Raw genomic sequence first — 25123 nt, 5'->3', positions numbered from 1 at the left:
ACGAGCCTGACAGAGCGATCAGCCGCTGTAGTAACCCACCGCCACCAGGAATTCACCGACCTTGCGCACGTAAGCGTGCTTATGTTCGATCTTGCTGGTGACCGGATTGCGCCAGCGGTATTCGTACTCGCCTTCGGGCTGCTTCTTGATCAGCTCGAGCATTGGAATGCCAACCGGTTTGCCTTCCGGATCCTTGACCTTGCTGAAGTCGGTATTCACCAGCCGCAGGTTGGTGCCGTGGGCCACGTAGCGTCTGGTCTCAACGTTCACCACGAAAACATACAGATCGTCTTGCAGAAATCCACCCTTGAGGTCATTGATCGCACGGAGGGTGCCGTCTTTATCCTCTTCCAGCGCCCGTGACGCCTTGTCGAGCAACGCCCTGGCTTGCTCCGGCGAAGCACGGGGCAAGTAATAGCCGACAGCCAACACCCGATCGCCGATGCGCTGGAAATACACCCGCTTGCGCTCGACCTTGCCGTCGCGCCAGTTCTGCCAGCGATATTCGGCCTGTTGAACGCCAGCGCTTTCCGGGGTTAGCAGAACCTGCCTGAAGGTTTTCTGCAGTTCAGGATCAAGCACGGACGACACGTCACGGCCGATCAACGCGACCGATGGCCCGCCACTTGCAAGCATGATGCCCTTGGTATCGGTGACGAACACATAACGCTCGCCATCGACGAACTCGCCCTGGCGGCTGTACTCGGCCAGCGCTTTGTCTCCCTGAACGCGATACCGGGCAACGGCTTTTTCCAGCAGCGCCCTGGCCGCTGCAGCTTCCTCGGCTTCGTCGCCTGCTGCCCAGCCTTGCCCGATGCACAAGGCAGCGAGCACACCCATCAGGAGCCTTCTTAATGCGTTTTTTGACACGACTGCCATCGCTTCGCCCCCACTCTTATTGGTTATGGGGCAAGCGTAGACGGGAGATTGCGATAGGGCAGCATTCGGCACTTCAATGAGTACCCGGACCTGAATGAGCGCTGAATCACCGGTTTCGCTGAGTAAAGCGAAGGTAAACCGCCTTTTCAGCGAAGGTCAGGCGCGGTATAGATACAGGCCAAACGCCATTTAGCCCGACGTGGTATCGCGTAACGCCGGACTGAAGCGGAGCATGTCGAGAATGCTATCGACCAGACGCTCGGCGTCGTCATGCAGCGGGAAGCTTTCCGGCACCAGCAGCCACTGGCCGATGATGCCGTGGATATAGGCATGCAGGCAGATCGCAGCGCGTTGCGGATTGAGGTCAGCAGGGAGCTGGCCTTGCCGGGAAGCATTACTGAGTGCCAGCGCAATCCGCTCGTTGGCGTCAAGCCAGACGAATTGCCGTTGTTGCCGCATGTCACACATTTCGTCGGTAAATTCGAATTTATGAAACAGAATTTCATTGATGCGGCGGGTTTTAGGATCGTTGGCAACTTGCTGAAACAAATGAATGAGAAGCTTGCGCGTCCATCCCAGCGGGTCTACTTCATCTTCGCTTTCGCTCGCCCTCGCCATCTCTTCCAGAGGCTCATGCAGGCTGTCGAGCATGGCCTGGACCAGATCGGCCTTGTTGCTGAAATGCCAATAGATCGCGCCGCGGGTCACGCCAGCCAAGGCCGCAATGTCGGCGAGCGTCGTGCGGGAGACTCCTCGATCGTAGAAAGCCTGCTCGGCAGCTTCGAGGATCTGCTTGCGCGTTTCCTGGGCTTCTTCTTTCGTGCGTCGAACCATGGCAGTAAAAACCTCAATGAAAATGCCTCAGGCGCTCTGGTCGAGTGGCCTGCACAGCACGTCGGGCGGCCTTTGTAATGCCTTGTCCCGGACCTACAATCGATACCCTCGGTGCGTTGGAGTGTCGCACTCGCGGGTGTTTACAAACAACCGTGAATGTAAGTATATTCATTAGCATCCTACTTATCTAGCTGGAATCCTTTCCCGCCCTCTTTCCACTACCCATGAGTTCAGGCTCCTGACCCGAGGATCTTCATGCAATTCAAGCCAGCTGTTACCGTACTGGTCACTGCCGTCGCCCTGGCATCGCTGCTCTCCGGATGCAGCAAGAAGGAAGAAGCGGCCGCAGCACCACCGCCCCCTCAGGTCGGCGTCGTTACTCTGAAAACCCAGGCCTACACCCTCACCTCTGAACTTCCCGGTCGGACCACCGCGTTCCGTATCGCCGAAGTGCGTCCGCAAGTGAACGGCATCATCCTCAAGCGCCTGTTTACTGAAGGTGCGGATGTCAAAGCCGGTCAGCAGCTCTATCAAATCGACCCGGCGATTTACCAGGCCACCCTGGACAGCGCCAAGGCGACCTACGAATCCTCCAACTCCCTCGCTGGCCGCTATAAGCAGCTGATCAACGAGCAAGCCGTCAGCCGTCAGGAATACGACACGGCGGTGGGTTCGGCTCGTGAAGCGAAGGCGGCAGTGCAGACAGCAGAGATCAACCTGCGCTACACCAAGGTCTATGCGCCCATCTCCGGCCGTATTGGTCGCTCCCTGGTGACAGAAGGTGCGCTGGTCAGCAACGGTCAGGCCGATGCGATGGCCACCATTCAGCAGCTCGACCCGATTTACGTCGACGTGATCCAGTCTTCGGCCGAGATGCTCAAGCTGCGTCGCGAACTGGAAAGCGGCAAGCTGCAGAAAGCCGGCGAGAACTCCGCGAAGGTCAAGCTGGTGCTGGAAGACGGCAGCCTCTACCCCATCGAAGGCAAGCTTGAGTTCTCCGAAGTGTCGGTCGACCAGACCACCGGTTCCGTGACGCTGCGCGCCGTGTTCCCGAACCCGGATCACACCCTGTTGCCGGGCATGTTCGTGCATGCACGACTGCAATCGGGCGTGGCCGAGAACGCGATCCTGGTTCCACAGCAAGGCATTACCCGTGACCTGAAAGGCACGCCAACCGCATTGGTGGTGAACGCCGACAACAAGGTCGAGTCCCGCACGCTGGTTGCCAACCGCACCATCGGCAGCGACTGGCTGGTTGAAAAGGGCCTGAACGCAGGTGATCGCGTGATTACCGAAGGGCTGCAATACGTCAAGCCAGGCGCTGAAGTGAAAGTGGCCGAAGCCACCAACGTCAACGCAGCTAACCCGGCACCGAACCCGGCAACTGCCCCGGCAACTGATAAAGCCGCAGGCAGCAAAGGGGAGTAATTCATGTCGAAATTTTTTATCGACCGGCCGATCTTCGCGTGGGTAATTGCCCTCGTGATCATGCTGGTGGGGACGCTGTCGATCCTCAAGCTACCGATCAACCAATACCCGGCCATTGCGCCGCCGGCCATCGCGATCGCCGTGACCTACCCGGGCGCCAACGCGCAAACCGTGCAGGACACCGTGGTTCAGGTGATCGAGCAGCAGCTCAACGGCATCGACAACCTGCGTTATGTGTCGTCGGAAAGTAACTCCGACGGCAGCATGACCATCACCGCGACGTTCAACCAGGGTACCAACCCGGACATCGCTCAGGTTCAGGTGCAGAACAAGCTCAACCTGGCCACCCCGCTGCTGCCGCAAGAAGTGCAGCAACAGGGTATCCGCGTGACCAAGGCGGTGAAGAACTTCCTGATGGTCGTCGGTCTGGTGTCCGAAGACGGCAGCATGGGCAAGGAAGACTTGTCCAACTACATCGTCTCGAACATGCAGGACCCGATCTCCCGTACCTCCGGTGTGGGTGACTTCCAGGTCTTCGGTGCCCAGTACGCCATGCGTATCTGGCTCGATCCGGCCAAGCTGAACAACTTTCAGCTGACCCCGGTAGACGTCAAGACGGCCATCACTGCCCAGAACGTTCAGGTGTCTTCTGGCCAGATCGGCGGTCTGCCTGCGCTCAAGGGTCAGCAGCTGAACGCCACGATCATCGGTAAAACCCGTCTGCAGACCGCCGAGCAGTTCGGCAACATTCTGCTGAAGGTCAATCAGGATGGTTCGCAGGTTCGCCTGAAAGACGTCGCCAAAGTCGGTCTGGGTGGCGAGAACTACAGTATTGATGCGCAGTTCAACGGCAAACCGGCTTCCGGTCTGGCGATCAAGCTGGCAACCGGCGCCAACGCGCTGGACACCGCCAAGGCGATCCGCGCCACGATCTCCCAGCTGGAGCCGTTCTTTCCGCCTGGCATGAAAGTGGTTTACCCGTACGACACCACTCCCGTGGTTCAGGAATCCATCACCGGCGTGGTTCACACCCTGGGTGAAGCGATCATCCTGGTGTTCCTGGTGATGTACCTGTTCCTGCAGAACTTCCGCGCCACCATCATCACCACGATGACCGTGCCGGTGGTATTGCTGGGTACGTTCGGGATCCTTGCCGCTGCCGGTTTCACCATCAACACGCTGACCATGTTCGGGGTGATCCTTGCCATCGGCTTGCTGGTGGACGATGCCATCGTTGTGGTGGAAAACGTCGAGCGGGTGATGGCGGAGGACAAACTTTCGCCGCGGGATGCCACGATCAAATCTATGGAGCAGATCCAGGGCGCACTGGTCGGTATCGCACTCGTCCTGTGTGCGGTTCTGCTGCCAATGGCGTTCTTCGGCGGCTCCACGGGTGTGATCTACCGGCAGTTCTCGATCACCATCGTTTCGGCGATGGCGCTTTCGGTACTGGTCGCGCTGATCTTCACCCCGGCGTTGTGCTCCACCCTGCTCAAGCCAATCGATCACGAGAAGCACGGGCAGCCGAAACGTGGATTCTTTGGCTGGTTCAACCGTACCTTCGACCGCAGCGTAGTGAGCTACGAGCGCGGCGTCGGCAACATGCTCAAGCACAAGATTCCGGCCTTTATCGTTTACGCGCTGATCGTCTGCGGCACCATCTGGATGTTCACCCGCATTCCGAGCGCGTTCCTGCCGGAAGAAGACCAGGGCGTGATTTTCGCGCAGGTGCAGACGCCTCCAGGCTCCTCGGCTGAACGTACGCAGACCGTCATCGACAACATGCGTAAGTACCTGCTGGAAGAGGAATCCGGCGCGGTCAACTCGGTGTTCACCGTTAACGGCTTCAACTTTGCCGGTCGCGGTCAGAGCTCCGGTCTGGCGTTCATCATGCTGAAACCGTGGGGCGATCGTGATGCGTCCAACAGCGTGTTCGAACTGGCAAAGCGCGCGCAGCAGCACTTCTTCGGTTTCCGCGACGCAATGACTTTTGCGGTCGTACCGCCTGCGGTACTGGAACTGGGTAACGCCACCGGTTTCGACGTGTACTTGCAGGATCAGGGCGGCGTGGGCCACGCCAAGCTGATGGAAGCGCGTAATCAATTGCTGGGCATGGCGGCACAGAGCAAGATTCTGGCGGGCGTGCGTCCAAACGGTCTGAACGATGAGCCGCAGTATCAACTGGTCATCGATGACGAGCGTGCGCAGGCCCTGGGCCTGAGCCTGTCGGACATCAACACCACCCTGTCCATCGCGATGGGTGGCAACTACGTCAACGACTTCATCGACCGCGGTCGGGTCAAGAAGGTGTACGTGCAGGGCGATGCCAGTGCGCGGATGAAGCCGGAAGACTTGAAGAAGTGGTACGTGCGCAACACCGCTGGCGAGATGGTGCCGTTTGCCTCGTTCGCCACCGGCGAGTGGGTGTTCGGTTCGCCGAAGCTGTCCCGTTACAACGGTGTACCGGCCGAGGAAGTGCTGGGTACTCCGGCGCCGGGTTACAGCACCGGTGAGGCGATGGCCGAGGTCGAACAGTTGGCGAAGAAGTTGCCGGCCGGCGTGGGTCTGTCCTGGACGGGTCTGTCCTATGAAGAGCGTCTGTCCGGTTCCCAGGCGCCCGCGCTGTATGCACTGTCCATTCTGATCGTGTTCCTGTGTCTGGCGGCGTTGTATGAAAGCTGGTCGATTCCGATCGCGGTGTTGCTGGTCATCCCGCTTGGGGTTATCGGTGCGCTGGTCGCGACGAGCCTGCGCGGTCTGTCCAACGACGTGTTCTTCCAGGTAGGTCTCTTGGTGACGGTGGGTCTGGCAGCGAAAAACGCCATTCTGATCGTCGAGTTCGCCAAGGAGCTGCATGAACAGGGCAAGGGCATCGTCGATGCAACCATCGAAGCCTGCCGGATGCGTCTGCGGCCCATCGTGATGACGTCCATGGCGTTCATTCTCGGTGTGGTTCCGCTGGCGATTTCCTCGGGCGCCGGTGCCGGTAGCCAGCATTCGATCGGTACGGGCGTAATCGGCGGTATGATCACCGCGGTTATCCTGGCGATCTTCTGGGTACCGTTGTTCTTCGTTTCGATATCCTCGCTGTTCAAAGGCAAACAGAAACACACTCCACACGATGAGGCTGGCCAATGAGCAAGTCCCTGATCTCGCTGGCGGTCACCGCGTTCATTCTCGGCGGCTGCTCGTTGATCCCCGATTACAAGCAGCCCGCCGCTCCGGTGCCGGCTCAGTTCCCGCAAGGTCCGGCCTACTCGCCGGCCCAGGCGGCGAATCAGGCGGCGGCTGAGCAAGGCTGGCGTCAGTTTTTCCATGATCCGGCACTGCAGCAGTTGATTCAGACGTCGCTGCAGAACAACCGTGACCTGCGCGTCGCCGCGCTGAACATCGACGCCTACCGCGCGCAGTACCGCATTCAACGTGCGGACCTGTTTCCGGCTGTCGCAGCCTCAGGCACCGGCACGCGTCAGCGCGTTCCGGGCGACCTGTCGCAAACGGGCGAGTCCGGTATCACCAGTCAGTATTCGGTGGGTCTGGGCATCAGTTCCTATGAGCTGGATCTGTTCGGACGAGTGCGCAGCCTCAGTGAGCAGGCGCTGCAAACCTACTTCGCCGGTGAAGAAGGCCGTCGCAGCACGCAGATCAGTCTGGTCGCCAACGTGGCCAACGCCTATCTGACGTGGGAAGCGGACAAAGAGCTGTTGAAGCTGACCCAGGACACGTTGGGCGCCTTCGAAGAAAGCTTGCGTCTGACCTCTCGCAGCAGCGAAGTGGGTGTGGCCTCGGCGCTGGACCTGGCGCAGTCGCGCACCTCCGTCGAGAGCGCCCGCGTCAAGCTGGCTCAGTATCAGCGACTGGTCGCCCAGGACGAAAACAATCTGGTGCTGCTGTTGGGCACCAGTCTGCCGGCCAACCTGCCCGCCTCGAAACCGTTGAGCGCTGACATGCTCAATGAAATGCCAGCGGGTCTGCCGTCGGAATTGCTGCAGCGTCGTCCGGACATTCTTCAGGCCGAATACAGCCTGAAAGCCGCCAACGCCAACATCGGCGCGGCACGTGCCGCGTTCTTCCCGAGCATCAGCCTCACGGCCAGTGCCGGTACGGCGAGCGGCGACCTGAGCGGTCTGTTCAAGGGCGGTTCGGGGACGTGGCTGTTCGAGCCGTCGATCAATCTGCCGATCTTCAACGCGGGCAGTTTGCGCGCGAGCCTGGACTACTCGAAGATCCAGAAAGACATCGGCGTCGCCAACTACGAGAAGGCGATTCAGACGGCGTTCCAGGAAGTCTCCGACGGTCTGGCCGCGCGCAAGACCTACACCGATCAGCTCAAGGCGCAGACCGATTTCGTCAACGCCAACCAGGACTACTACCGTCTGGCCGAGCGTCGCTATCGCATCGGGATCGACAGCAACCTGACCTTCCTCGACGCCCAGCGCCAGTTGTTCAGCGCGCAGCAGTCGTTGATCACCGATCGTCTGTCGCAGCTGAACAGCGAGGTCAATCTGTACCGCGCTCTGGGCGGTGGCTGGTACGAACAGACCCCGACCGGCGAGCGTCAGCCAACCGCGGGCGATGTGCCGTCCACCCGCTTGTTCTGATAGACCGCGTATGAAAAAACCCACCGATTGGTGGGTTTTTTTTGACCGTTTTCCCAGGCTATCCACAGGACACATGTGGGAGCGAGCTTGCTCGCGAAGAGGCCGGCAAATCCACTACATCTCAGTGGCTGGAATGACGCTTTCGTGAGCAAGCTCACTCCCACAAGTACGGTGTCTGCCGCGCGACCGCAGTTGCCGGACAACACGTGATCTCCGACGGGGCCTGTTTTACGGCTCGCCCCCCCCCCCAGCAAGCAGACCTCACGCCAACAAAAACTCCGTCACACGCAGTGCAAAGACTTCACCCAGTTCAACGCTGGACAGGTGCGCGGCGTAATAGTCGGAGAGTTCGCTGCCGTGGATGTGGTTCTGCAGAAAGTGCCCGTCCGCCACCGTGGTGACGGCGTCATGGCTGCCGCAGATGATCAGCGTGGGCACGGTGATCGAACCGACTTCCTTGTGCAGGTCGGCATCCCGGACAGCCGCGCAGCAGGCGGCGTACCCCAGCGGAGAAGTTGCCGCCAGCACGTCGGTGATGGGCGTGACCTTGTCGGCGTGCTGGCTGGCAAAGTCAGGGGTGAACCAACGCCCTACGGCGCCAGCGCCCATTTCTTTCATGGCCCGCTCACCGCCCTTCTCCACCTGGGCGATGCGCGGCGCCCACGTCTCCGAATCACCGATCTTCGCGGCGGTGTTGCACAGAATCAGCTTGTGCAGCCGGTCGTTGGCGTGAATGCCCAGCCACTGCCCGATGAGGCCTCCCATGGACAATCCGCAGAAATGCGCGCGGTCGACCTTCAACGTATCAAGCAGCGCCAGCACGTCTCGGCCTAGCTGTTCGATGGTGTAAGGCCCTTGGGTGACAAGGGACTGGCCGTGGCCACGGGTGTCGTAACGCACGACGCGGAATGACTTGCTCAGCGCCGGGATCTGCGCGTCCCACATATGCAGGTCAGTGCCGAGCGAGTTGGACAGCACCAGCACCGGCGCAGACTCCGGGCCGTCGATTTGATAATGCAGCTCACCGTCTTCGAGTTGTACGAACGCCATGGCAGTCGCTCCGTGAAACACGTGGAATGAGTGGGATCAATATAGACAGCACGCGCCCTGCAAGGACGCGCGCTTCAACATCCGGGATCAGTGATCTTCGTGCAGGTAAGCAGGCTTCTTCGGCAGTCGCAGGCTGAACAGGAAAGCAATCGCCATCATCGCGGTCACGTACCAGTAGAACGTGTTTTCCATGCCCATGTTCTTCAGGCCCAGGGCCACGTATTCCGCCGAGCCGCCGAAGATCGCGTTGGCCACGGCATAGGCCAGGCCGACGCCCAGCGCCCGAACCTGAACCGGGAACATCTCGGCTTTCACCAGCCCGCTGATCGAGGTGTAGAAACTGACGATCGCCAGGGCCAGGGTGATCAGCACGAAGGCCATGATAGGACTGGTGGTGGTTTTCAGCGTCAGCAGCAGCGGCACCGTGCACAGCGTGCCCAGCCCGCCGAACCACAGCATCGAAGCGCGACGGCCGATTTTGTCGGCGAGCATGCCGAACACCGGCTGCATACACATGTACAGGAATAGCGCGCCGGTCATGATGTAGCTCGCGACCTTGGCGTCCATGTGCACGGTGTTCACCAGGTACTTCTGCATGTACGTGGTGAAGGTATAGAAAATCAGCGAGCCACCGGCGGTGTAGCCCAGCACGGTGATGAACGCCGCTTTGTGATCGCGGAACAACGCAGACATGCTGCCCGCGTCCTTGTTCTGACGGACTTCGGCGGTGGTGGTTTCTTTCAGCGACCGGCGCAGCACCAGCGAAATCACCGCCGCCACCGCACCGACCACGAACGGGATGCGCCAGCCGTAGGCTTTGAGCTCATCGGCACTGAGAAACTGCTGCAGGATGACCACGGTCAGCACGGCCAACAACTGGCCGCCAATCAGCGTCACGTACTGAAACGAAGCGAAAAACCCGCGCTGCCCCCGCAACGCGACTTCGCTCATGTAGGTGGCCGTGGTGCCGTATTCGCCGCCCACCGACAGGCCCTGGAACAAGCGCGCCATCAGCAGCAGAAACGGCGCCCAGGCACCGATGGTTGCATAGGTGGGCAGACAGGCGATGACCAGCGATCCCGCGCACATCATCAGCACGGAAATCATCATCGAGTTCTTGCGGCCATGTTTGTCGGCCACGCGACCGAACAGCCAGCCGCCGATGGGGCGCATCAGGAAGCCTGCGGCGAATACGCCCGCGGTGTTGAGCAGTTGAACGGTTGGGTCATCGGAAGGAAAAAACGCAGGGGCGAAGTAGATGGCGCAGAAGGCGTAGACGTAGAAGTCGAACCATTCGACGAGGTTGCCCGATGAGGCCCCGACGATGGCGAAGATCCGCTTGCGCCGCTCTTCTCCGGTGTAGTGAGTCGTTGTCATTATTATCTCCCCAGGTGTTAGTAAGGTCAGCCAGTCTAAGACATAACCTGCAACATTTAGACTTAAGCAGTAACGTTTCGACATCACAAGGACAACCACCCGAGTCAGCAAGTTGCCCCTTTCGCGGAGGCAACCGATGACTCGGGTGGCTGAGTTGCAAAAATGTCGTCTAGCGCTCTATTGCGAGGGCCAGCCCCTGCCCCACGCCGACGCACATCGTGGCCAGCGCTTTGCTGCCGCCGGTTTTCTCCAGTTGATGCAACGCCGTCAACACCAGCCGCGCGCCGCTCATGCCCAGCGGATGCCCCAGGGAAATCGAGCCTCCGTTTGGGTTCACCTTGGGTGAATCGTCAGCGATGCCCAATTCACGCAAGACCGCCAGGCCCTGGCTGGCAAACGCTTCGTTGAGCTCGATGACGTCGAAATCACTGACAGCCAGACCCAGCCGTGCCACCAGCTTGCGCACCGCCGGGACCGGGCCGATGCCCATGACGCGAGGCTCAACGCCGGCACTGGCCATCCCCAGTACGCGAGCGCGCGGCGTGAGGCCGTGTTTTTTGACGGCGTCGGCGGACGCCAGAATCATCGCCGCCGCGCCGTCATTCAGGCCTGCCGCGTTGCCCGCTGTGACGGTTTTGCCAGCCCCGTTGACCGGCTTCAGCTTGGCGAGCGCTTCAAGGCTGGTGTCGGCACGAGGATGCTCGTCGGTGTCGACGATGGCCTCGCCCTTTTTGTGGGCGACGCGCACGGGCACGATTTCCTCGGCGAAAAAGCCCGAAGCCTGAGCCGCCGCCGTACGCTGCTGGCTGCGCAGGGCAAAGGCGTCCTGATCCTCCCGAGAGATGCCGAAATCCTCAGCGACGTTGTCGCCGGTCTGCGGCATGGTCTCAACGCCGTACTGGTCCTTCATCTGCGGATTGACAAAACGCCAGCCCAAGGTGGTGTCTTCCAGCTTCTGGCCGCGTCCGAATGCCGTGTCGGCCTTGCCCATCACGAACGGGGCGCGGGACATGGACTCGACGCCGCCGGCAATGGCCAGCTCCATCTCGCCGCAGGCAATGGCGCGGAACGCTGAACCCACCGCGTCCAGGCCGGAAGCACACAAGCGATTGAGGGTCACGCCCGGCACGCTGGCCGGCAAACCCGCCAACAGCGCGGCCATGCGGGCGACGTTGCGGTTGTCTTCACCCGCCTGATTGGCGCAGCCGAGGAACACTTCGTCCAGCTCATTCCAGTTGACCGACGGATTGCGCGCCATCAGGGCTTTTATGGGCAACGCTGCCAGATCATCCGCACGAACGGTCGCCAGGGCGCCGCCAAAACGGCCAATGGGAGTGCGAATTGCATCGCAGATAAATACGTCGCGCATCATGCTTCTCCCGGGGCCTGGCCATGGGCGGCAGCGGTCCGCGCCTCCAGATCACGCAACGCGGTCAGTTCGTACGCGGTAGGCGCGTCGGATTGCACGACCGTGTCGGCAAAGCGCAGGTCCCAACCAGTGGCGGCAATCACCTGCTCGCGGGTCACGCCGGGGTGCAGCGTGGTCACGACGAATTCGTGAGTGCCCTCTTCCGGTTCCATGATGCACAGGTCAGTGATGATGCCGACCGGCCCGGCGCCCGGCAGCCCGAGGCGCTTGCGGGAGTCGCCGCCTTCGCCGTGGCCAACCGAGGTCAGGAAGTCCAGCGTGTTGACGAATGTCCGTGGCGACTGCTTGAGGATGATCAGCACCTCCTTGGCCGAGCCTGCGATTTCCGGCGCGCCCCCCGCGCCCGGCAGACGCACTTTCGGGTGGTGATAATCGCCGACGACTGTGGTGTTGATGTTGCCGAAACGGTCGACCTGAGCCGCGCCGAGAAAACCGACATCGACACGCCCGCCCTGCAGCCAGTAACGAAATATCTCGCTGGTGGACACCACGGTGTCAGCGGTTTCCGCCAGTTCGCCGTCACCGATGGACAGCGGCAGCACGTCTGGCTTGGCGCCGATGGGCCCTGATTCGTAAATCAGTACGACGTCAGGTGAGGAAGTGAGGCGCGCCAGATTGGCCGCTTTCGAGGGCAGGCCGATGCCGACAAAGCACACGGCGCCGTTTTTCAACCGGCGCGCGGCGGCGACGGTCATCATTTCGCTGGTGGAATAAGTCATTGGTGAGCCTCCGCCGCGTGGGCCAGCTTGTGCTTGAACTCACTGAAGTCACGGGTGCCATGGATGTATTCGTCGATCCAGGCGGTAAACGCCTCACGGTCGCGGGCGATGGCGTCCCACGCCTGATAGAAACGGTTGTCGCGCTCGTAGTAGCCGTGGGCGTAGGAAGGATGCGCCCCGCCCGGCACGACGCAAACCGCACTCAGCGCCCAGGTTGGGAGCACGCAGGCGTTCATCGGCGCCTTGAGGTCGTCGACAATTTCCTCGACCGTGACGATGCAGCGCCTGGCCGCCAACGCTGCCTCTTTCTGAACCCCGAGAATGCCCCACAGCAGCACGTTGCCTTTGCGGTCGGCTTTCTGCGCGTGGATCACGGTAACGTCGGGGTGCACTGCCAGCACTGCGGCCAGCACTTCTCCGGTGAACGGACAGGTGACTGATTTGATCAGCGGATTGACCTTCGGCAGATCGGAACCGGCGTAGGCGCGCAGCACCGCGAACGGCAAACCGGACGCGCCCGCCACATAGGCGTTGGCGAGATCGGCGTGGCTGTGTTCTTCAATCTCCATGGGCTGCGGCCATTGCCGTTCGACGGCATCACGAAGCCGATGCAACGAGCCAACCCCGGGGTTACCGCCCCACGAGAAAATCAGACGTCTCGCACAGCCTGCGCCGATCAACTGGTCATAGATCAGATCGGGAGTCATGCGCACCAGCGTCAGATCTTTCTTCTTCTGACGGATGAGTTCATGGCCAGCCGCTGTAGGAATCAAATGGGTGAAGCCTTCCAGTGCAACGGTATCGCCATCGTTGACGAACTGCTTCACAGCCTCGTGGAGGGAAAGAATTGCAGCCATGGGGTGCTCCAGGTTCACACTCGGTTGCCATGCCATTGAGGGCTTGGCGTCGAGAATGAGGTTATGCCTGGGCAAAGGACGGGACAATCCGATAATCGACTAAGTGTTCGATCACCGAACGGTTAGTGGAGACCGGAGCCAGCTACGGTCTCACTGCTTTATAGCCGTCAAGTAAACAACTGCGTGCTGAGGTCACGGCTGGCATCCAGCATGATCGGCAGAAACTTCTGCTCAAGTTCGTTGCGCGTGACCCGCCCCGCGCTGGTGCTGACATTCAGCGCCGCCAGGACCTGACCCGATGCGTCGTAGACCGGCACCGCAATGGAACGCAAACCCTGCTCCAGTTCCTGATCGACAATGCACCAGCCCTGCTGCCGCACTTGCTGCAGGCATTCGAGCAGGGCCTCGGGGGTGCGCAAGGTGCGACTGGTTTTGGGTTGCAGATCCACGTGGTCGAGGTATTCCTGCAACGACACATCGTCCAGCGCTGCCAGCAGAATCCTGCCCATGGACGTGCAGTAAGCCGGTAAACGCCCGCCTACCGCCAGATCCACGGAAATCAGTCGCTGAGTCGTGGCCGAGCGCGCAATGTAAAGAATGTCGTCGCCTTCCAGCGTGGCCATGTTGCAGGCTTCGTGCAGCTGATCACTCATGCGGTCCAGATACGGCTGCGACGAAACCGCGAGGGGTGTGGACGACAGATATGCATGGCCGAGCGTCAGCACTTTAGGCAGCAGCGAGTACGTTCGCCCGTCCGTGGTGGCGTAACCCAGTTTGATGAGTGTGTGCAGGCAACGACGAACCGCAGCCCTGGGGATTTCCGTGCGGTGGCTGATCTGGGCGATGGTCAGGTGCCGCTTGCGCTCTTGAAACGCATGAATGACGGCCAACCCCCGCGCCAGCGAGGTCATGAAGTCCGGATCACCGGTGAGCGCCTGAATCCTTTTAGCAGGGGACGCAACAATCGGCGGCGCAAGTGACGTGAAAGAATTACGCAATTGGTCGTTCATGCTGGCACCGTTCGTCGTGGCCGCGGAAGCCTTGTAGACCGCCACTCTCGCCTGTTTTCAGAGCCACGGCAAGTGAGCTTTGGGCGATTATCGAACGAGTGGGCGATAATCGCAATTGACCAGCCGCACCGTTGCTTATACCTTTCACCCTGCCATGAGGCTTCTTTGGATTACTGGTCAGGTACCCACTGAGAAGTCCCGGGCACGGCCTTGCTAATCGCAAGGCCGTTTTGTTTCCCCCCTCCGCGTTATCTGTAACCGAATAAATACACCTCTGCTATTCGCATCTTCATACCCGAGAATTTACGTCGCCAGAAAACTGCCTGTCGCGTTAAACATTTGACTCACAAAGTTCTGACGTAAAACCGAGTGTGCAACTTAGGAACCTTCGTACATAAAAAAGGTATAAATCCTCCATTGCTCGACTGCGACACTCTCGACAGTTGACTCGCCTGCGCATCTTCGCGATAGTGACCGCCATTGAAGCTCCGGAACGCTATCGCGTGGTTTAATCCCCCCGCCCATTCGGCATGGATCCAAACTCACGCAGGCATTGCCCGATTCGATCGCAATGTTCAGCGGCGGCAGGCCAATACCACGGTCATTTGCCATCCTGCAGACAATCAATAAAGAATGTTGCTACGACAGTTTTGTCATTCCGGTGTACGTAGCCGCCCCTGTTTGAAGTGTGAATCATCTTGCGCAGCGCTCCTGCCCGATGGTTATTCCTGATCCGATACAGTGCGATCGTCAGGCCCGACACTTTCAGACTCGGCGTCAGCACCGGAATTAAACTCAACCGATCAGGTATTAACGTGACCAAAGATGAACTGCGCGCAGAATTAGAGCGCCAGGAACAACGTTACAAGGAAGTCTACGGCGGCGAAGTCACAACATACGCCGCTCAGCCCGAGCCAGAACGCAAGCCGTGGCGCAAACGCGCGAGCCTGCTCGATCAGGCTTTCAAGCAAGAACTGCAAAAGATGGAAGAAGAACTCAAGGAAGAGCCTTGAGCAGGTGGCTTGCCTGCCGCTGACCCTGGCAGCCGACGGCGAACCCGCTATTGCTTGAAAGACCGGGCTTAATAGATTCGACCCTGATTCAGGGGTGCTTCGCACCGTCCTTCCGGACAGGAAGTCAACGGGCTGATGAGACAGAAATTGGGTTGCCGTTTGCTACCAATGATCCGCGCGCCTATCGCGCAGTTTTTTTTCTGTCATAATCCCGCCCCCTTAAGACCGGGTCAGAAAACCTTCCATGATCGATCTATTCAGCGGACTGGATGCTTGGGTAATTGTGAGCCTGTTGCTCGCCCTGGCGTTTGTCCTCACCTTCGAGTTCATCAATGGCTTTCATGACACCGCCAACGCGGTGGCGACAGTCATTTACACCAAGGCCATGCCGCCCCATCTGGCAGTCTTTTTCTCGGGCGTGTTCAATTTCCTCGGGGTGCTCCTGGGTGGCGTCGGCGTGGCCTATGCCATCGTCCATCTGCTGCCGGTCGAGTTATTGATCAACGTCAACACCGGTCATGGTCTGGCCATGGTGTTCTCGCTGCTGGCTGCGGCCATCACCTGGAACCTCGGCACCTGGTACTTCGGTATCCCCGCGTCCAGTTCGCACACGTTGATTGGTTCGATTCTGGGTGTCGGTCTGGCCAATGCGCTGATCAACAACATCCCGCTGGGCGAAGGCGTTAACTGGCAGAAAGCGATCGACATCGGCGCCTCGCTGGTGTTTTCGCCACTGGCCGGTTTCATCGTGGCAGGTCTGGTGTTGTTGGGTCTCAAAGCCTGGCGCCCGCTTTCCAAGATGCACAAGACCCCGGAACAACGCCGCAAGCTCGATGACAAAAAACACCCTCCATTCTGGAATCGCCTGGTTCTGGTGATTTCCGCGATGGCGGTGAGCTTCGTGCACGGTTCCAATGATGGCCAGAAAGGCATTGGTCTGATCATGCTGGTGCTCATCGGTATCGTCCCGGCGCAGTTCGTGCTGGACCTGAGCACCACCACTTACCAGATCGAACGCACCCGCGACGCGACCCAGCACCTGAGCCAGTTTTACCAGCGCAACAACGCGACGCTGGGCGAGTACCTGGCACTGGGTAAATCAGCGGCGGGCGACTTGCCTGAGCGCTTCAGCTGCAACCCTGAGCAGACCGAGCCGACCATTGATGCGCTGTTGAACAACCTCAAGGGCGTCAATGACTACCACAGCCTCGCACCGGAGCGTCGCATCGAAGTGCGTCGTTACCTGCTGTGTCTGGACGACACGGCACGCAAGGTCGGCAAGCTGCCGGCGCTGGATGCCCGTGAAAAATCCGATCTGGAGAAGCTGCGCAAGGACCTGACCGCCACCACTGAATACGCGCCGTTCTGGGTGATCTTCGCCGTTGCTCTGGCGCTGGGCATTGGCACCATGGTCGGCTGGAAACGTGTGGTGCTGACCATCGGCGAGAAGATCGGCAAGCAAGGCATGACCTACGCGCAGGGCATGTCCGCTCAGATCACCACCGCGAGCGCCATTGCGCTGGCCAACGTGTTCAGCCTGCCGGTTTCGACCACTCACATCCTGTCGTCCGGCGTGGCCGGGACCATGGTGGCGAACAAAAGCGGCCTGCAAGGCGGCACCGTACGTAACATTCTGCTGGCGTGGGTGTTGACCCTGCCAGCCACGGTCGCGCTGTCGGCAGGGTTGTTCTGGTTGGCGTCCAAAGCGCTGGCCTGACCTGACTGCACGGCATGATCTGAAGAAGCCCATTCATTGAATGGGCTTTTTTGTGGGTGCGAGATCAGCGAGGTGGTCTTCGGGGTGAGTGTGTGGGCGAACGTTTCAACGGCGTTTTTTGCCACCGCCCAGCAACGAGCCCATCAATCCCCGCACCAGCTCGCGACCGATCTGGGTTGCGGCCTGACGCATCGCACTCTTGACCGCCTGCCCTGCCAGTCCACCCAGAAAACCACCAGCCATGTCGGCAAAGCCGCCTTCTGACTTCTCCTCGGCGGGCAGTTTTTGCCCGGGGTCCGTCGAAGCGCCTTTGCGCGCCAGCAGCATTTCGTAAGCTGATTCGCGGTCCACGGGTTTGTCGTAACGACCGGCCAGTGGCGACCGGGCCATCAGGGCCGCGCGCTCGGCCTGGGTCAACGGCCCGATGCGCGATTGCGGCGGGGCGACCAACACCCGCTGAACCATTTCAGGCGTACCCTTGTCCTGCAGGGTGCCCACCAGCGCCTCACCGATACCCAGTTCGGTCAGCACCGAAAGCGCATCGAACTCGGGATTGGGGCGGAAACCATCCGCAACGGCTTTCAGCGATCGTTGCTCCTTGCTGGTGAACGCGCGCAGGCCATGCTGAATGCGCAAACCGAGCTGGGCCAGAATCGTGTCCGGCAGATCCCCGGGAGACTGAGTGACAAAATACACGCCGACGCCTTTCGAGCGAATCAGCCGCACCACTTGCTCCAGCCGCTCCTGCAGCGCCTTCGGCGTATCCGCAAACAGCAAATGCGCTTCGTCGAAGAACAGCGCCAGCAAAGGTTTATCGGCGTCGCCGCGCTCGGGCAATTGCTCGAACAGCTCGGCCAGCAGCCACAGCAGGAAGGTGGCGTAGACCTTCGGCGACTCGTGCACCAGCCGGCTGGCATCCAGCAAATGAATCTGCCCGCGGCCGTCGCTTGCAGGCTGCAGAATGTCTTCCAGTTGCAGCGCCGGCTCACCGAACAAGGCCTCGGCGCCCTGCTGCTCAAGGACGGCCAGCCGACGCAGCAGCGCCTGACTCGACCCCGTGGTCATCAGCGCGCTGTCGTCGCCGAGTACTTCGGGGTTGTCGCGCAGATGATTGAGCAGCGCCTTGAGGTCCTTGATGTCCAGCAACAACAGCCCTTCCCGATCCGCCACCTTGAACGCGGCGTAGAGTGCCGACTGCTGGCTGTCCGTCAATTCCAGCAGACTTCCCAACAGCAGCGGCCCCATTTCCGACAAGGTCGTGCGCAACGGATGGCCCGTTTCACCGTGCACATCCCACAGGGTCACCGGATAGCCCTGAGGTATATGGTGCAGCCAGGGCATACCGGCAATGCGCTCGGCGATCTTGCCTTGAGGTTCGCCAGCAGCGCCGAGCCCGCAGAGATCCCCCTTGATGTCGGCCGCGAACACCGCCACGCCGGCATCGCTGAACACTTCCGCCAAGCGCTGCAGCGTGACGGTTTTCCCGGTGCCCGTCGCGCCGGCCACCAGTCCGTGACGATTGGCCAGACGCATCGCCTGCCCGATCGGCTGGCCCTTCAGGTCAGCGCCAATAAGAATCTGTTGTGAGTCAGCCATCGGTTCACCCAAGCGTCGCGTTTGATAATCCCGAGGGCACTGCGGCAACGGTCCGAATGGACCGCCACCGCAGATCAGCCCCAAGGCCACTTCTCTACTCTAGCGCAAGCGCTGCGGCGCCCACCCATGGTCATAGGTGCGATGATCTGCAACCGAACATCTGTATCTGTGGATGGTCAACCGCAAGTACCGACCACCGGACGGAGCCTTACTGTGCATATCGCTGACATGACCATGTTCTACGCCCCTGCCAGCGGTGGCGTGCGCACGTATCTGGACGCCAAACACCGTCGCCTCGCGCAATACCCGGGCGTGCGACACAGCCTGCTGATTCCCGGACCGCAACGCAGTAATGAGGACGGCGTATACCGTGTGCCGGCGCCACCTGTGCCCTTTGGCAACGGCTACCGCTTTCCGCTGCGCGTGGGTCCCTGGCGAGAGGCCCTGCGAAGCCTGCGACCGGACCTGATCGAAGTCGGCGACCCTTATCTGACCGCATGGGCGGCACTGGACGCCCGACGCCAGCTGGACGTGCCGGTCATTGGCTTCTACCACTCCGACCTGCCGCTGCTGGTGCGCAACCGCATCGGCACCTGGCTGGGCGCCAACGCCGAGAATTACGTGAGCAAGCTCTACGGCAACTTCGACCGGGTGCTCGCGCCGAGCGCGGCGATGGCCGACAAGCTGATCCGTCTGGGTGTGATGAATGTGCATGTGCAGCCGTTGGGGGTTGATCTGCAGACGTTTCATCCTTCGCGGCAAGACCCCGGTCTCAAGGCCGAGTTGGGCCTGTCGGAAGAAACACACCTGCTTATCTTCGCCGGACGAGGTTCAAAAGAAAAAAACCTGACGGTTCTGCTGGACTGCATGAAAGCGCTGGGTGCGAATTACCACTTGGTGCTAGTGGGCTCTCATATGCCGACCGGCGTGCCAGCGAATGTGACGGTTGTGGATAAATTCCGCCCGACCGCCGAAGTCGCGCGGCTGCTGGCGAGTGCTGATGCGCTGGTGCATGCCGGGGATCAGGAAACCTTCGGCCTGGTGGTGATCGAAGCCATGGCCAGCGGAATTCCAGTGGTCGCAGTAGATGCCGGGGCGTTCCGCGAAATCATCCCCGCGCATTGCGGCCTGTTGTGCGAACCCAATCATCCGCTGGCCATGGCGTCAGCGGTGCGCCAACTGTTTGCAGAGAACCCGGCACGCCGAGGCGCACAGGCGCGGCTTCATGTGGAGACGCACTACGCGTGGGACACCGTGGTCGCCGGTTTACTCGGGCATTATCAGGCAGTCCTCGGCGCCCATCAGCCGGTCTATGCCCATGGGTGAGATCCCTGCAATCACCCAGCGCAGCCTGATGCTGGTGCTCCATGACGTGGCACCCCAAACCTGGCCGGATTATCGTCCGTTTGTAGAAGCCGTCGATGCACTGGGAAATGTGCCCATTACCTGGCTGGTGGTGCCGGACTTTCACAAGCAGAACGCCATCGACGCCAACCCGGACTTCCAGCGGGTGATGCACGACCGTCTTGCACGTGGCGATGAACTGGCGCTGCACGGTTATTACCATTGCGACGACAGCCCCGCGCCGCGCACGCCGCAGGACTTTTTCATGCGGCGCATCTACACCTGGGAAGGCGAGTTCTACACCCTCAACGAGCAGCAGGCGATGCAGCGACTGGAAGCCGGCATGGAAGTGTTCCGGCGCAACGACTGGCCGTTGCACGGATTCGTTGCGCCGGCCTGGCTGATGAGCAAAGGCACACGTGATGCCCTTCGAAAATTGCCGTTGGACTACACAAGTGATGCCCAACACTTGTATCGTCTGCCGGACTTTTCCGAGATCGATGCACCCGGCATCGTCTGGAGCGCTCGCAGCGCCTGGCGCCGGGGCGTATCGAAAATCGTCAGCAACCACCGTGAGGCTCAATTGCACAACGCCGCAACTATTCGTCTGGGTCTGCACCCCGTAGACATGCGCCACAATTTTTCCCGTCGTTACTGGCTGCAAGCCCTTGAGCGCTTGCTCAGCGACGGCCGTACGCCGACGAGCAAATTTGCCTGGTTACAGGGACTGAATGCCGCAAGGTCCGCGGCGTGAGGCGACTTGGCTGGCTCGCCGCAGCGCTGATACTCGCCCTGCTGATTCCGTTCTTTATGGGCGGCGCAGACATGTTTCATCGCCTGCGTAACTTCCCGGTGATGCTCCTGATCGGCATGTTTGTCATGGTGCTGGTGGGCTGGTGCATGAACACGATGCGCCTGCGCCTGCTGCTTGGCGACGCGGCCAGCGGGCTCGGCATGCGCAAAAGCCTCGCGGTGGTGATGGCCACGGAGTTCGCCTACTGCGCGACGCCCGGGGGCAGCGGCGCCCCGTTGACCCTCGTTGCACTGCTCTCGCGCAGTGGCATCGGCCCGGCGAAAAGCACAGCGGCCTTCGCCACTGACCAGCTGATGGATCTGGTGTTTTTCCTGCTCGCGCTGATCGGCATCCTGATTTACGCAGTGTTCCACCAGCTCAGCGAAAATCTGGAATGGATGCTCATTGCCAGCGCTCTCCTGATCGGTGCCGGGCTTTGTGCGTGCGCGGGCTTCGCGCGGTATCACCGACGCATCATTCTGTTCAACGGCCGGGTGCTCAAGCGCCTGAAACGCAAGAACACCACGCGTATTCGCTGGGCGCGCAAGCTGCTGCACTTTCGCGACGCCCTGGCTGAAACCTGGAAGATGCCCCATCGCATCCTGCTGCAGGTGTTTGCGTTGACCTGCGTGCACTGGAGTTTGCGTTACAGCGTGTTGTACCTGGCGCTGCAAGGGCTGGGCGTGAACATCGACTGGGCGTGGACGTTCCTGGTGCAGATGCTGTCATTGAGCGCTGGGCAGTTCAGCCTGTCGCCGGGCGGTGCCGGGGCGGCGGAGTTGACGTCGGCGGCCTTGTTGGCGCCGATGGTGGGCAAGTCGACGGCCGCGGCGGCGATCCTTATCTGGCGGATCGTCACCTACTATTTCTATCTGGTCGCAGGCGGTCCGGTGTTTCTGTTGATGGTCGGGCGCCCCCTGTTGAACAAGTTACTGCGGATCAAGACCGTCTGATTCGTCTTCCGGTCTGGCGGATGTCAGCTCTTTCCATAATGCTTCGGCCCCCTCGAAGTCCGTTCCGTCCTCCGGCGACATTGCGTCGACGTCATAACGGCTCAGGCATCCCTCGCCAAGGGTCGGCGGGGCTTTGGAAGTGGCTCTGTCGAGGGGGTCGGTCATGTTGTTCTGCCTGTCTCGCCATAGAAGCCTGATTGCTCGCAAACAATCATGTTGAAGTGGACCGCTGAAACTTCAGCGGCACATTAAAACCGGCTGATCACTTCTTAATCAAAGACCACTGTCTTGTTGTCATGCACCAGCACGCGGTCTTCCAGGTGCGCGCGCAGGCCGCGAGCAAGCACCATCTTTTCCACGTCGCGACCGAAACGCACCATGTTTTCAATGCTGTCGCGATGGCTGACGCGCACCACGTCCTGCTCGATGATAGGACCGGCGTCCAGTTCTTCGGTGACGTAGTGGCAAGTAGCGCCGATCAGTTTCACGCCCCGCAGCGACGCCTGGTGATATGGCTTGGCGCCGACAAACGAAGGCAGGAAGCTGTGGTGAATGTTGATGACCTGGTGCGCGTATTCCCGGCACAGTTGCGGTGGCAGGATCTGCATGTAACGCGCCAGCACAACAACGTCGGCTTCATGTTGTTTGACCAGACGCGAGACTTCGGCGAACGCCGGCTCTTTGTCTTTTGGATCAACCGGCACGTGGTAATACGGAATGTTGTGCCACTCGACCATGCTGCGCAGGTCCTGGTGGTTGGAAATCACGCAGGCGATTTCACAGTGCAGTTCATCGCTGTGCCAGCGGTGCAACAGGTCGGCCAGGCAATGGGACTCCCGGCTTGCCATGAGCACGACGCGTTTTTTCTGCGCAGAGTCGGTAATCCGCCAGTCCATCGAAAACTCTTCGGCGATGGGTGCGAAGGCTTGGCGAAAGCCTTCGAGGTCGAAAGGCAGAGAATCGGCGCGGATTTCATGGCGCATGAAAAACCAGCCGCTGAGGTTGTCAGAGTGATGGCTCGCTTCAGTAATCCAGCCGTTGTGTGATGCCAGAAAGTTACTGACCTTGGCAACGATACCGACACGGTCCGGGCAAGCAATCACCAGACGAAAAGTGCGCATGTGAAAAACTCCAGAACTTCGCAAAGGCCGCCATTCTAGCGATTAGCGATGGACTGTGCAGTACCTGTATGACACTCATTTCAGGCGGCAAAAAAGCGCACCCTGCCGAGGTCAATGCTTAAGTACCCTACAGGGCCATCGGCGGCAGAAACTCGACGCCAGATACTTCACTAAAAACGGTAAGGTCATTGGCGTTGTATAACGCGACATGTGTATCTGAATCGAGGATAAGTCTGCGGCTATTTCAAAATGCTACGGACAAAACTTTTCTTAAATGTTTACTTGCGCAAACACTCTGATTATTATGCGCCATCGCATCATGCCCATCACAACATAGGTACCCCCCATGTCACTGATCAACGAATACCGCGCAACAGAAGAAGCCATCAAAGAATTGCAAGCACGCCTGCAAAATCTGCAACAAGACGACAAACTGCAGAAAGAACTTGAGTTCGAAGGCAAACTGCGCACGTTGATGGGCGAGTATCAGAAATCCCTGCGCGACATCATCGCCCTGCTGGATCCCGATTCGAAAATGAAGGCTCCACGTGGCGCTGCTGTAAAGCCGGTTGGCACCAAACGCGCTCGCAAGGTCAAGCAATACAAGAACCCGCACAACGGTGAAATCATCGAGACCAAAGGCGGCAACCACAAGACGCTGAAAGAGTGGAAAGCCAAGTGGGGTGGCGACGAGGTTGAAGGCTGGGCAACTCTGCTGGGTTAATTACCGGGTGTAGAGTCAGCCGTCGCGCAGAAATGTTCGACCCAAGAAGACGCCAGCTTATGCTGGCGTTTTTTATTCCCTGCCGTTTACTCCTCTTCGCTTAAAGCCCCAGGCGCTGTTTCAACACCAGAGAGTATTCCTGCCACTGGGCGAGTACTTTGAGTTGCTCGGGGGTGGCCTTCAGCGAGAGTTCGATGAGCGCACGGCTGAATGCCTTGAACGTATTGGGCGCGCCGGCCTGAGGATCGCTCAGGCGCAACTGACAAAACGCCAACCAGCGCTGTTGCTCGGCAACATTGAGGGTTTCGGCGAAGTTGCGGGCGCGGTACCGGAATAGCAATTCAGGCAATCGGGGATCATCGAACGGCCAGCCATCGGTAGCCAGTTGCTGGGGCTCGGCAATTCGCACCTGCTCGCAGAGACGACGATCCCGATCATTGATGAAGCCATCGTACAACTGCTGTTCCGGATCCTCACTGGCAGCGAAGTTGTCGTTGGCATACACGCTCATCAACTTGTCCTGCCAGATCGCCTGCCCTTCATTCAAAGCGGCCACGCGCGTTTTATAAACACTCATGTCCAGTTGCAGACGCTGACGGTCCTCCTCGCGAAGCACGCTCAGCGGGGCAATGACCGGGCATTTATTAACATGCAGCAATTTGAGCGGAACCGGTAACTGGCCTTCGAGCAGATCTTCGCGGCGGGTATATAGACGCTGACGCAAGGTCTCTCCGTCTTCCTCCAGCAACGGGCTGTGGTCATGGAACAGGTCACAGACAATCAATGCATTTCGGTTAACCGGATGCCAGGCCAGCGGGAGTACGACGCTCACATAACTTCGCGCCGCGGAAAATCGACCCGATATATGCACAAGCGGCTGCATCAACCGAATCTGATCCTGGACCTTGTGCTTGAAGCGCAAGCCGAAAAGATAATCGTAAAGTTTGGGTTGTTTATCGCGGACCAGACGCGCCAGCGCGATGGTTGCACGGACATCGGAGAGCGCGTCGTGGGCATGGCCATGGTCGATCCCGTTGGCCGCCGTCAGCCGCTCGAGTTTCAGGGTGACCCGGCCCTCTTCTTCCGGCCAGACAATGCCCTCGGGGCGTAACGCATAAGCCGTGCGCACCACATCGATCAAATCCCAGCGGCTGTTGCCGCCCTGCCATTCCCGTGCATAGGGATCGAAGAAGTTGCGATAAAGACTGTAGCGGGTCATCTCATCGTCAAAACGCAACGTGTTGTAACCCGCGCTGCACGTGCCCGGCAGAGACATCTCCGCGTGCAGCCGGGTCATGAAGTCTGCTTCACACAAGCCTTTTTCCGCGAGCCGGTCAGGCGTAATGCCTGTCACCAGGCACGCCGCCGGGTGGGGCAGGATGTCATCGCTGGGCTGACAATAGAGGTTGATCGGTTCACCGATCTCGTTGAGTTGATCGTCCGTACGAATGCCCGCCACTTGCAGCGGCCGGTCGTTGCGTGGATTGATCCCGGTGGTTTCGTAGTCGTACCAGAAGATGCTGGAAGTCACGGGCTGATCCTGAACAAAAGACCGGACGAGTTTAACAGACGCCCCTCCGCGTCTGACGCCAGTCAATAAACCCTACGGCCTGGGATACTGCGACACAGTTTGTGCGAAAGTGGCGGCTGTCTGTGGCCAGCAAGTTGTAACAGGACT

Annotated in this window: 21 protein-coding genes; 9 read left to right on the top strand and 12 right to left on the bottom strand. The window is 60.0% G+C overall.

Annotated features, from left to right (window positions below; all coding sequences use genetic code 11):
* Nucleotides 1-18 precede the first annotated feature (18 nt).
* Together AC3ISG_RS05060 and AC3ISG_RS05055 are read right to left on the bottom strand one after the other, a co-directional pair.
* On the bottom strand, nt 19-879 hold the full coding sequence (locus AC3ISG_RS05060; RefSeq protein ID WP_122622417.1) for a cache domain-containing protein: 861 nt from the start codon (nt 877-879) through the stop codon (nt 19-21).
* Nucleotides 880-1068: 189 nt separating this feature from the next.
* Nucleotides 1069-1713, bottom strand: coding sequence for a TetR family transcriptional regulator (locus AC3ISG_RS05055; RefSeq protein WP_489298645.1), 645 nt, complete (start codon nt 1711-1713; stop codon nt 1069-1071).
* 255 nt (nt 1714-1968) lie between these two features.
* Between AC3ISG_RS05055 and AC3ISG_RS05050 the strand changes: the two genes are divergently transcribed.
* From AC3ISG_RS05050 to AC3ISG_RS05040, 3 genes are read left to right on the top strand one after another with little or no spacing between them, the layout of a single operon-like run.
* Nucleotides 1969-3141, top strand: coding sequence for an efflux RND transporter periplasmic adaptor subunit (locus AC3ISG_RS05050; protein WP_272630098.1), 1173 nt, complete (start codon nt 1969-1971; stop codon nt 3139-3141).
* 3 nt (nt 3142-3144) lie between these two features.
* Nucleotides 3145-6279: an efflux RND transporter permease subunit gene (locus tag AC3ISG_RS05045; RefSeq protein WP_122622420.1), complete on the top strand. Its 3135-nt coding sequence runs from the start codon at nt 3145-3147 to the stop codon at nt 6277-6279.
* Nucleotides 6276-7742, top strand: coding sequence for an AdeC/AdeK/OprM family multidrug efflux complex outer membrane factor (locus AC3ISG_RS05040; protein WP_489298644.1), 1467 nt, complete (start codon nt 6276-6278; stop codon nt 7740-7742). Before AC3ISG_RS05045 ends, AC3ISG_RS05040 begins: the two co-directional genes overlap by 4 nt.
* Nucleotides 7743-8003: 261 nt before the next feature.
* Here the strand turns inward: AC3ISG_RS05040 and pcaD are convergent, their stop codons facing one another.
* From pcaD to pcaR, 6 genes are all read right to left on the bottom strand, one after another.
* A complete protein-coding gene (gene pcaD / locus AC3ISG_RS05035; RefSeq protein ID WP_489298643.1) occupies nt 8004-8792 on the bottom strand; it encodes a 3-oxoadipate enol-lactonase in 789 nt (262 codons plus the stop codon).
* 87 nt (nt 8793-8879) lie between these two features.
* Complete coding sequence (locus AC3ISG_RS05030) at nt 8880-10169, bottom strand: MFS family transporter (RefSeq protein WP_122536005.1); 1290 nt, start codon at nt 10167-10169, stop codon at nt 8880-8882.
* Nucleotides 10170-10338: 169 nt separating this feature from the next.
* Nucleotides 10339-11541 carry a 3-oxoadipyl-CoA thiolase gene (gene pcaF / locus AC3ISG_RS05025; RefSeq protein ID WP_489298642.1) on the bottom strand — a complete coding sequence of 401 codons (1203 nt, stop codon included), beginning with the start codon at nt 11539-11541 and terminating at the stop codon, nt 10339-10341.
* Complete coding sequence (locus AC3ISG_RS05020) at nt 11538-12317, bottom strand: CoA-transferase subunit beta (protein WP_122536003.1); 780 nt, start codon at nt 12315-12317, stop codon at nt 11538-11540. The genes pcaF and AC3ISG_RS05020 overlap by 4 nt, the downstream gene beginning before the upstream one ends.
* Nucleotides 12314-13174: a CoA transferase subunit A gene (locus AC3ISG_RS05015; protein WP_489298641.1), complete on the bottom strand. Its 861-nt coding sequence runs from the start codon at nt 13172-13174 to the stop codon at nt 12314-12316. The genes AC3ISG_RS05020 and AC3ISG_RS05015 overlap by 4 nt, the downstream gene beginning before the upstream one ends.
* Nucleotides 13175-13341: 167 nt before the next feature.
* Nucleotides 13342-14184, bottom strand: coding sequence for a pca regulon transcriptional regulator PcaR (pcaR, locus tag AC3ISG_RS05010; protein WP_065993181.1), 843 nt, complete (start codon nt 14182-14184; stop codon nt 13342-13344).
* 815 nt (nt 14185-14999) lie between these two features.
* Between pcaR and AC3ISG_RS05005 the strand changes: the two genes are divergently transcribed.
* The gene (locus tag AC3ISG_RS05005; protein ID WP_037014498.1) at nt 15000-15197 is read left to right on the top strand and encodes a hypothetical protein; all 198 of its coding nucleotides are present in this window, start codon (nt 15000-15002) and stop codon (nt 15195-15197) included.
* Nucleotides 15198-15441: 244 nt separating this feature from the next.
* The gene (locus tag AC3ISG_RS05000; protein WP_122536001.1) at nt 15442-16914 is read left to right on the top strand and encodes an inorganic phosphate transporter; all 1473 of its coding nucleotides are present in this window, start codon (nt 15442-15444) and stop codon (nt 16912-16914) included.
* Between the two features lie 105 nt (nt 16915-17019).
* Here the strand turns inward: AC3ISG_RS05000 and AC3ISG_RS04995 are convergent, their stop codons facing one another.
* Nucleotides 17020-18510, bottom strand: coding sequence for a helicase HerA-like domain-containing protein (locus AC3ISG_RS04995; protein ID WP_122536000.1), 1491 nt, complete (start codon nt 18508-18510; stop codon nt 17020-17022).
* A 213-nt stretch (nt 18511-18723) separates the two neighbouring features.
* Between AC3ISG_RS04995 and gpgS the strand changes: the two genes are divergently transcribed.
* Genes gpgS through gpgF form a run of 3 tightly spaced genes read left to right on the top strand, consistent with a single transcriptional unit; the run spans nt 18724 to nt 21600 of the window.
* Nucleotides 18724-19836 (top strand): N-acetylglucosaminyl phosphatidylglycerol synthase, encoded by a 1113-nt coding sequence (gpgS, locus tag AC3ISG_RS04990; RefSeq protein WP_489298640.1) that lies wholly within the window; start codon nt 18724-18726, stop codon nt 19834-19836.
* Entirely contained in the window at nt 19829-20608 is a 780-nt protein-coding gene (gene gpgD / locus AC3ISG_RS04985; protein ID WP_489298639.1) for an N-acetylglucosaminyl phosphatidylglycerol deacetylase, read from the top strand. The genes gpgS and gpgD overlap by 8 nt, the downstream gene beginning before the upstream one ends.
* Nucleotides 20605-21600 (top strand): glucosaminyl phosphatidylglycerol flippase, encoded by a 996-nt coding sequence (gene gpgF / locus AC3ISG_RS04980; RefSeq protein ID WP_122622428.1) that lies wholly within the window; start codon nt 20605-20607, stop codon nt 21598-21600. The genes gpgD and gpgF overlap by 4 nt, the downstream gene beginning before the upstream one ends.
* On the opposite strand, the gene AC3ISG_RS04975 is transcribed toward gpgF, so the two are convergent.
* Both AC3ISG_RS04975 and purU read right to left on the bottom strand, forming a co-directional pair.
* Entirely contained in the window at nt 21577-21765 is a 189-nt protein-coding gene (locus AC3ISG_RS04975) for a hypothetical protein (protein WP_122622429.1), read from the bottom strand. The two genes, gpgF and AC3ISG_RS04975, sit on opposite strands and share 24 nt — an antisense overlap.
* Before the next feature lie 104 nt (nt 21766-21869).
* Nucleotides 21870-22721: a formyltetrahydrofolate deformylase gene (gene purU, locus AC3ISG_RS04970; protein WP_122535996.1), complete on the bottom strand. Its 852-nt coding sequence runs from the start codon at nt 22719-22721 to the stop codon at nt 21870-21872.
* Between the two features lie 346 nt (nt 22722-23067).
* Here purU and mvaT point away from each other — a divergent pair, with 346 nt between their 5' ends.
* Nucleotides 23068-23445, top strand: a complete 378-nt coding sequence (mvaT, locus tag AC3ISG_RS04965; protein WP_122535995.1) for a histone-like nucleoid-structuring protein MvaT — start codon at nt 23068-23070, stop codon at nt 23443-23445.
* A 100-nt stretch (nt 23446-23545) separates the two neighbouring features.
* On the opposite strand, the gene sbcB is transcribed toward mvaT, so the two are convergent.
* On the bottom strand, nt 23546-24976 hold the full coding sequence (gene sbcB, locus AC3ISG_RS04960; RefSeq protein ID WP_489298638.1) for an exodeoxyribonuclease I: 1431 nt from the start codon (nt 24974-24976) through the stop codon (nt 23546-23548).
* Nucleotides 24977-25123 lie beyond the last annotated feature (147 nt).

The sequence above is a fragment of the Pseudomonas sp. GL_135 genome, assembly GCF_057834665.1.
This window is presented reverse-complemented; position numbering and strand designations above follow the sequence as displayed.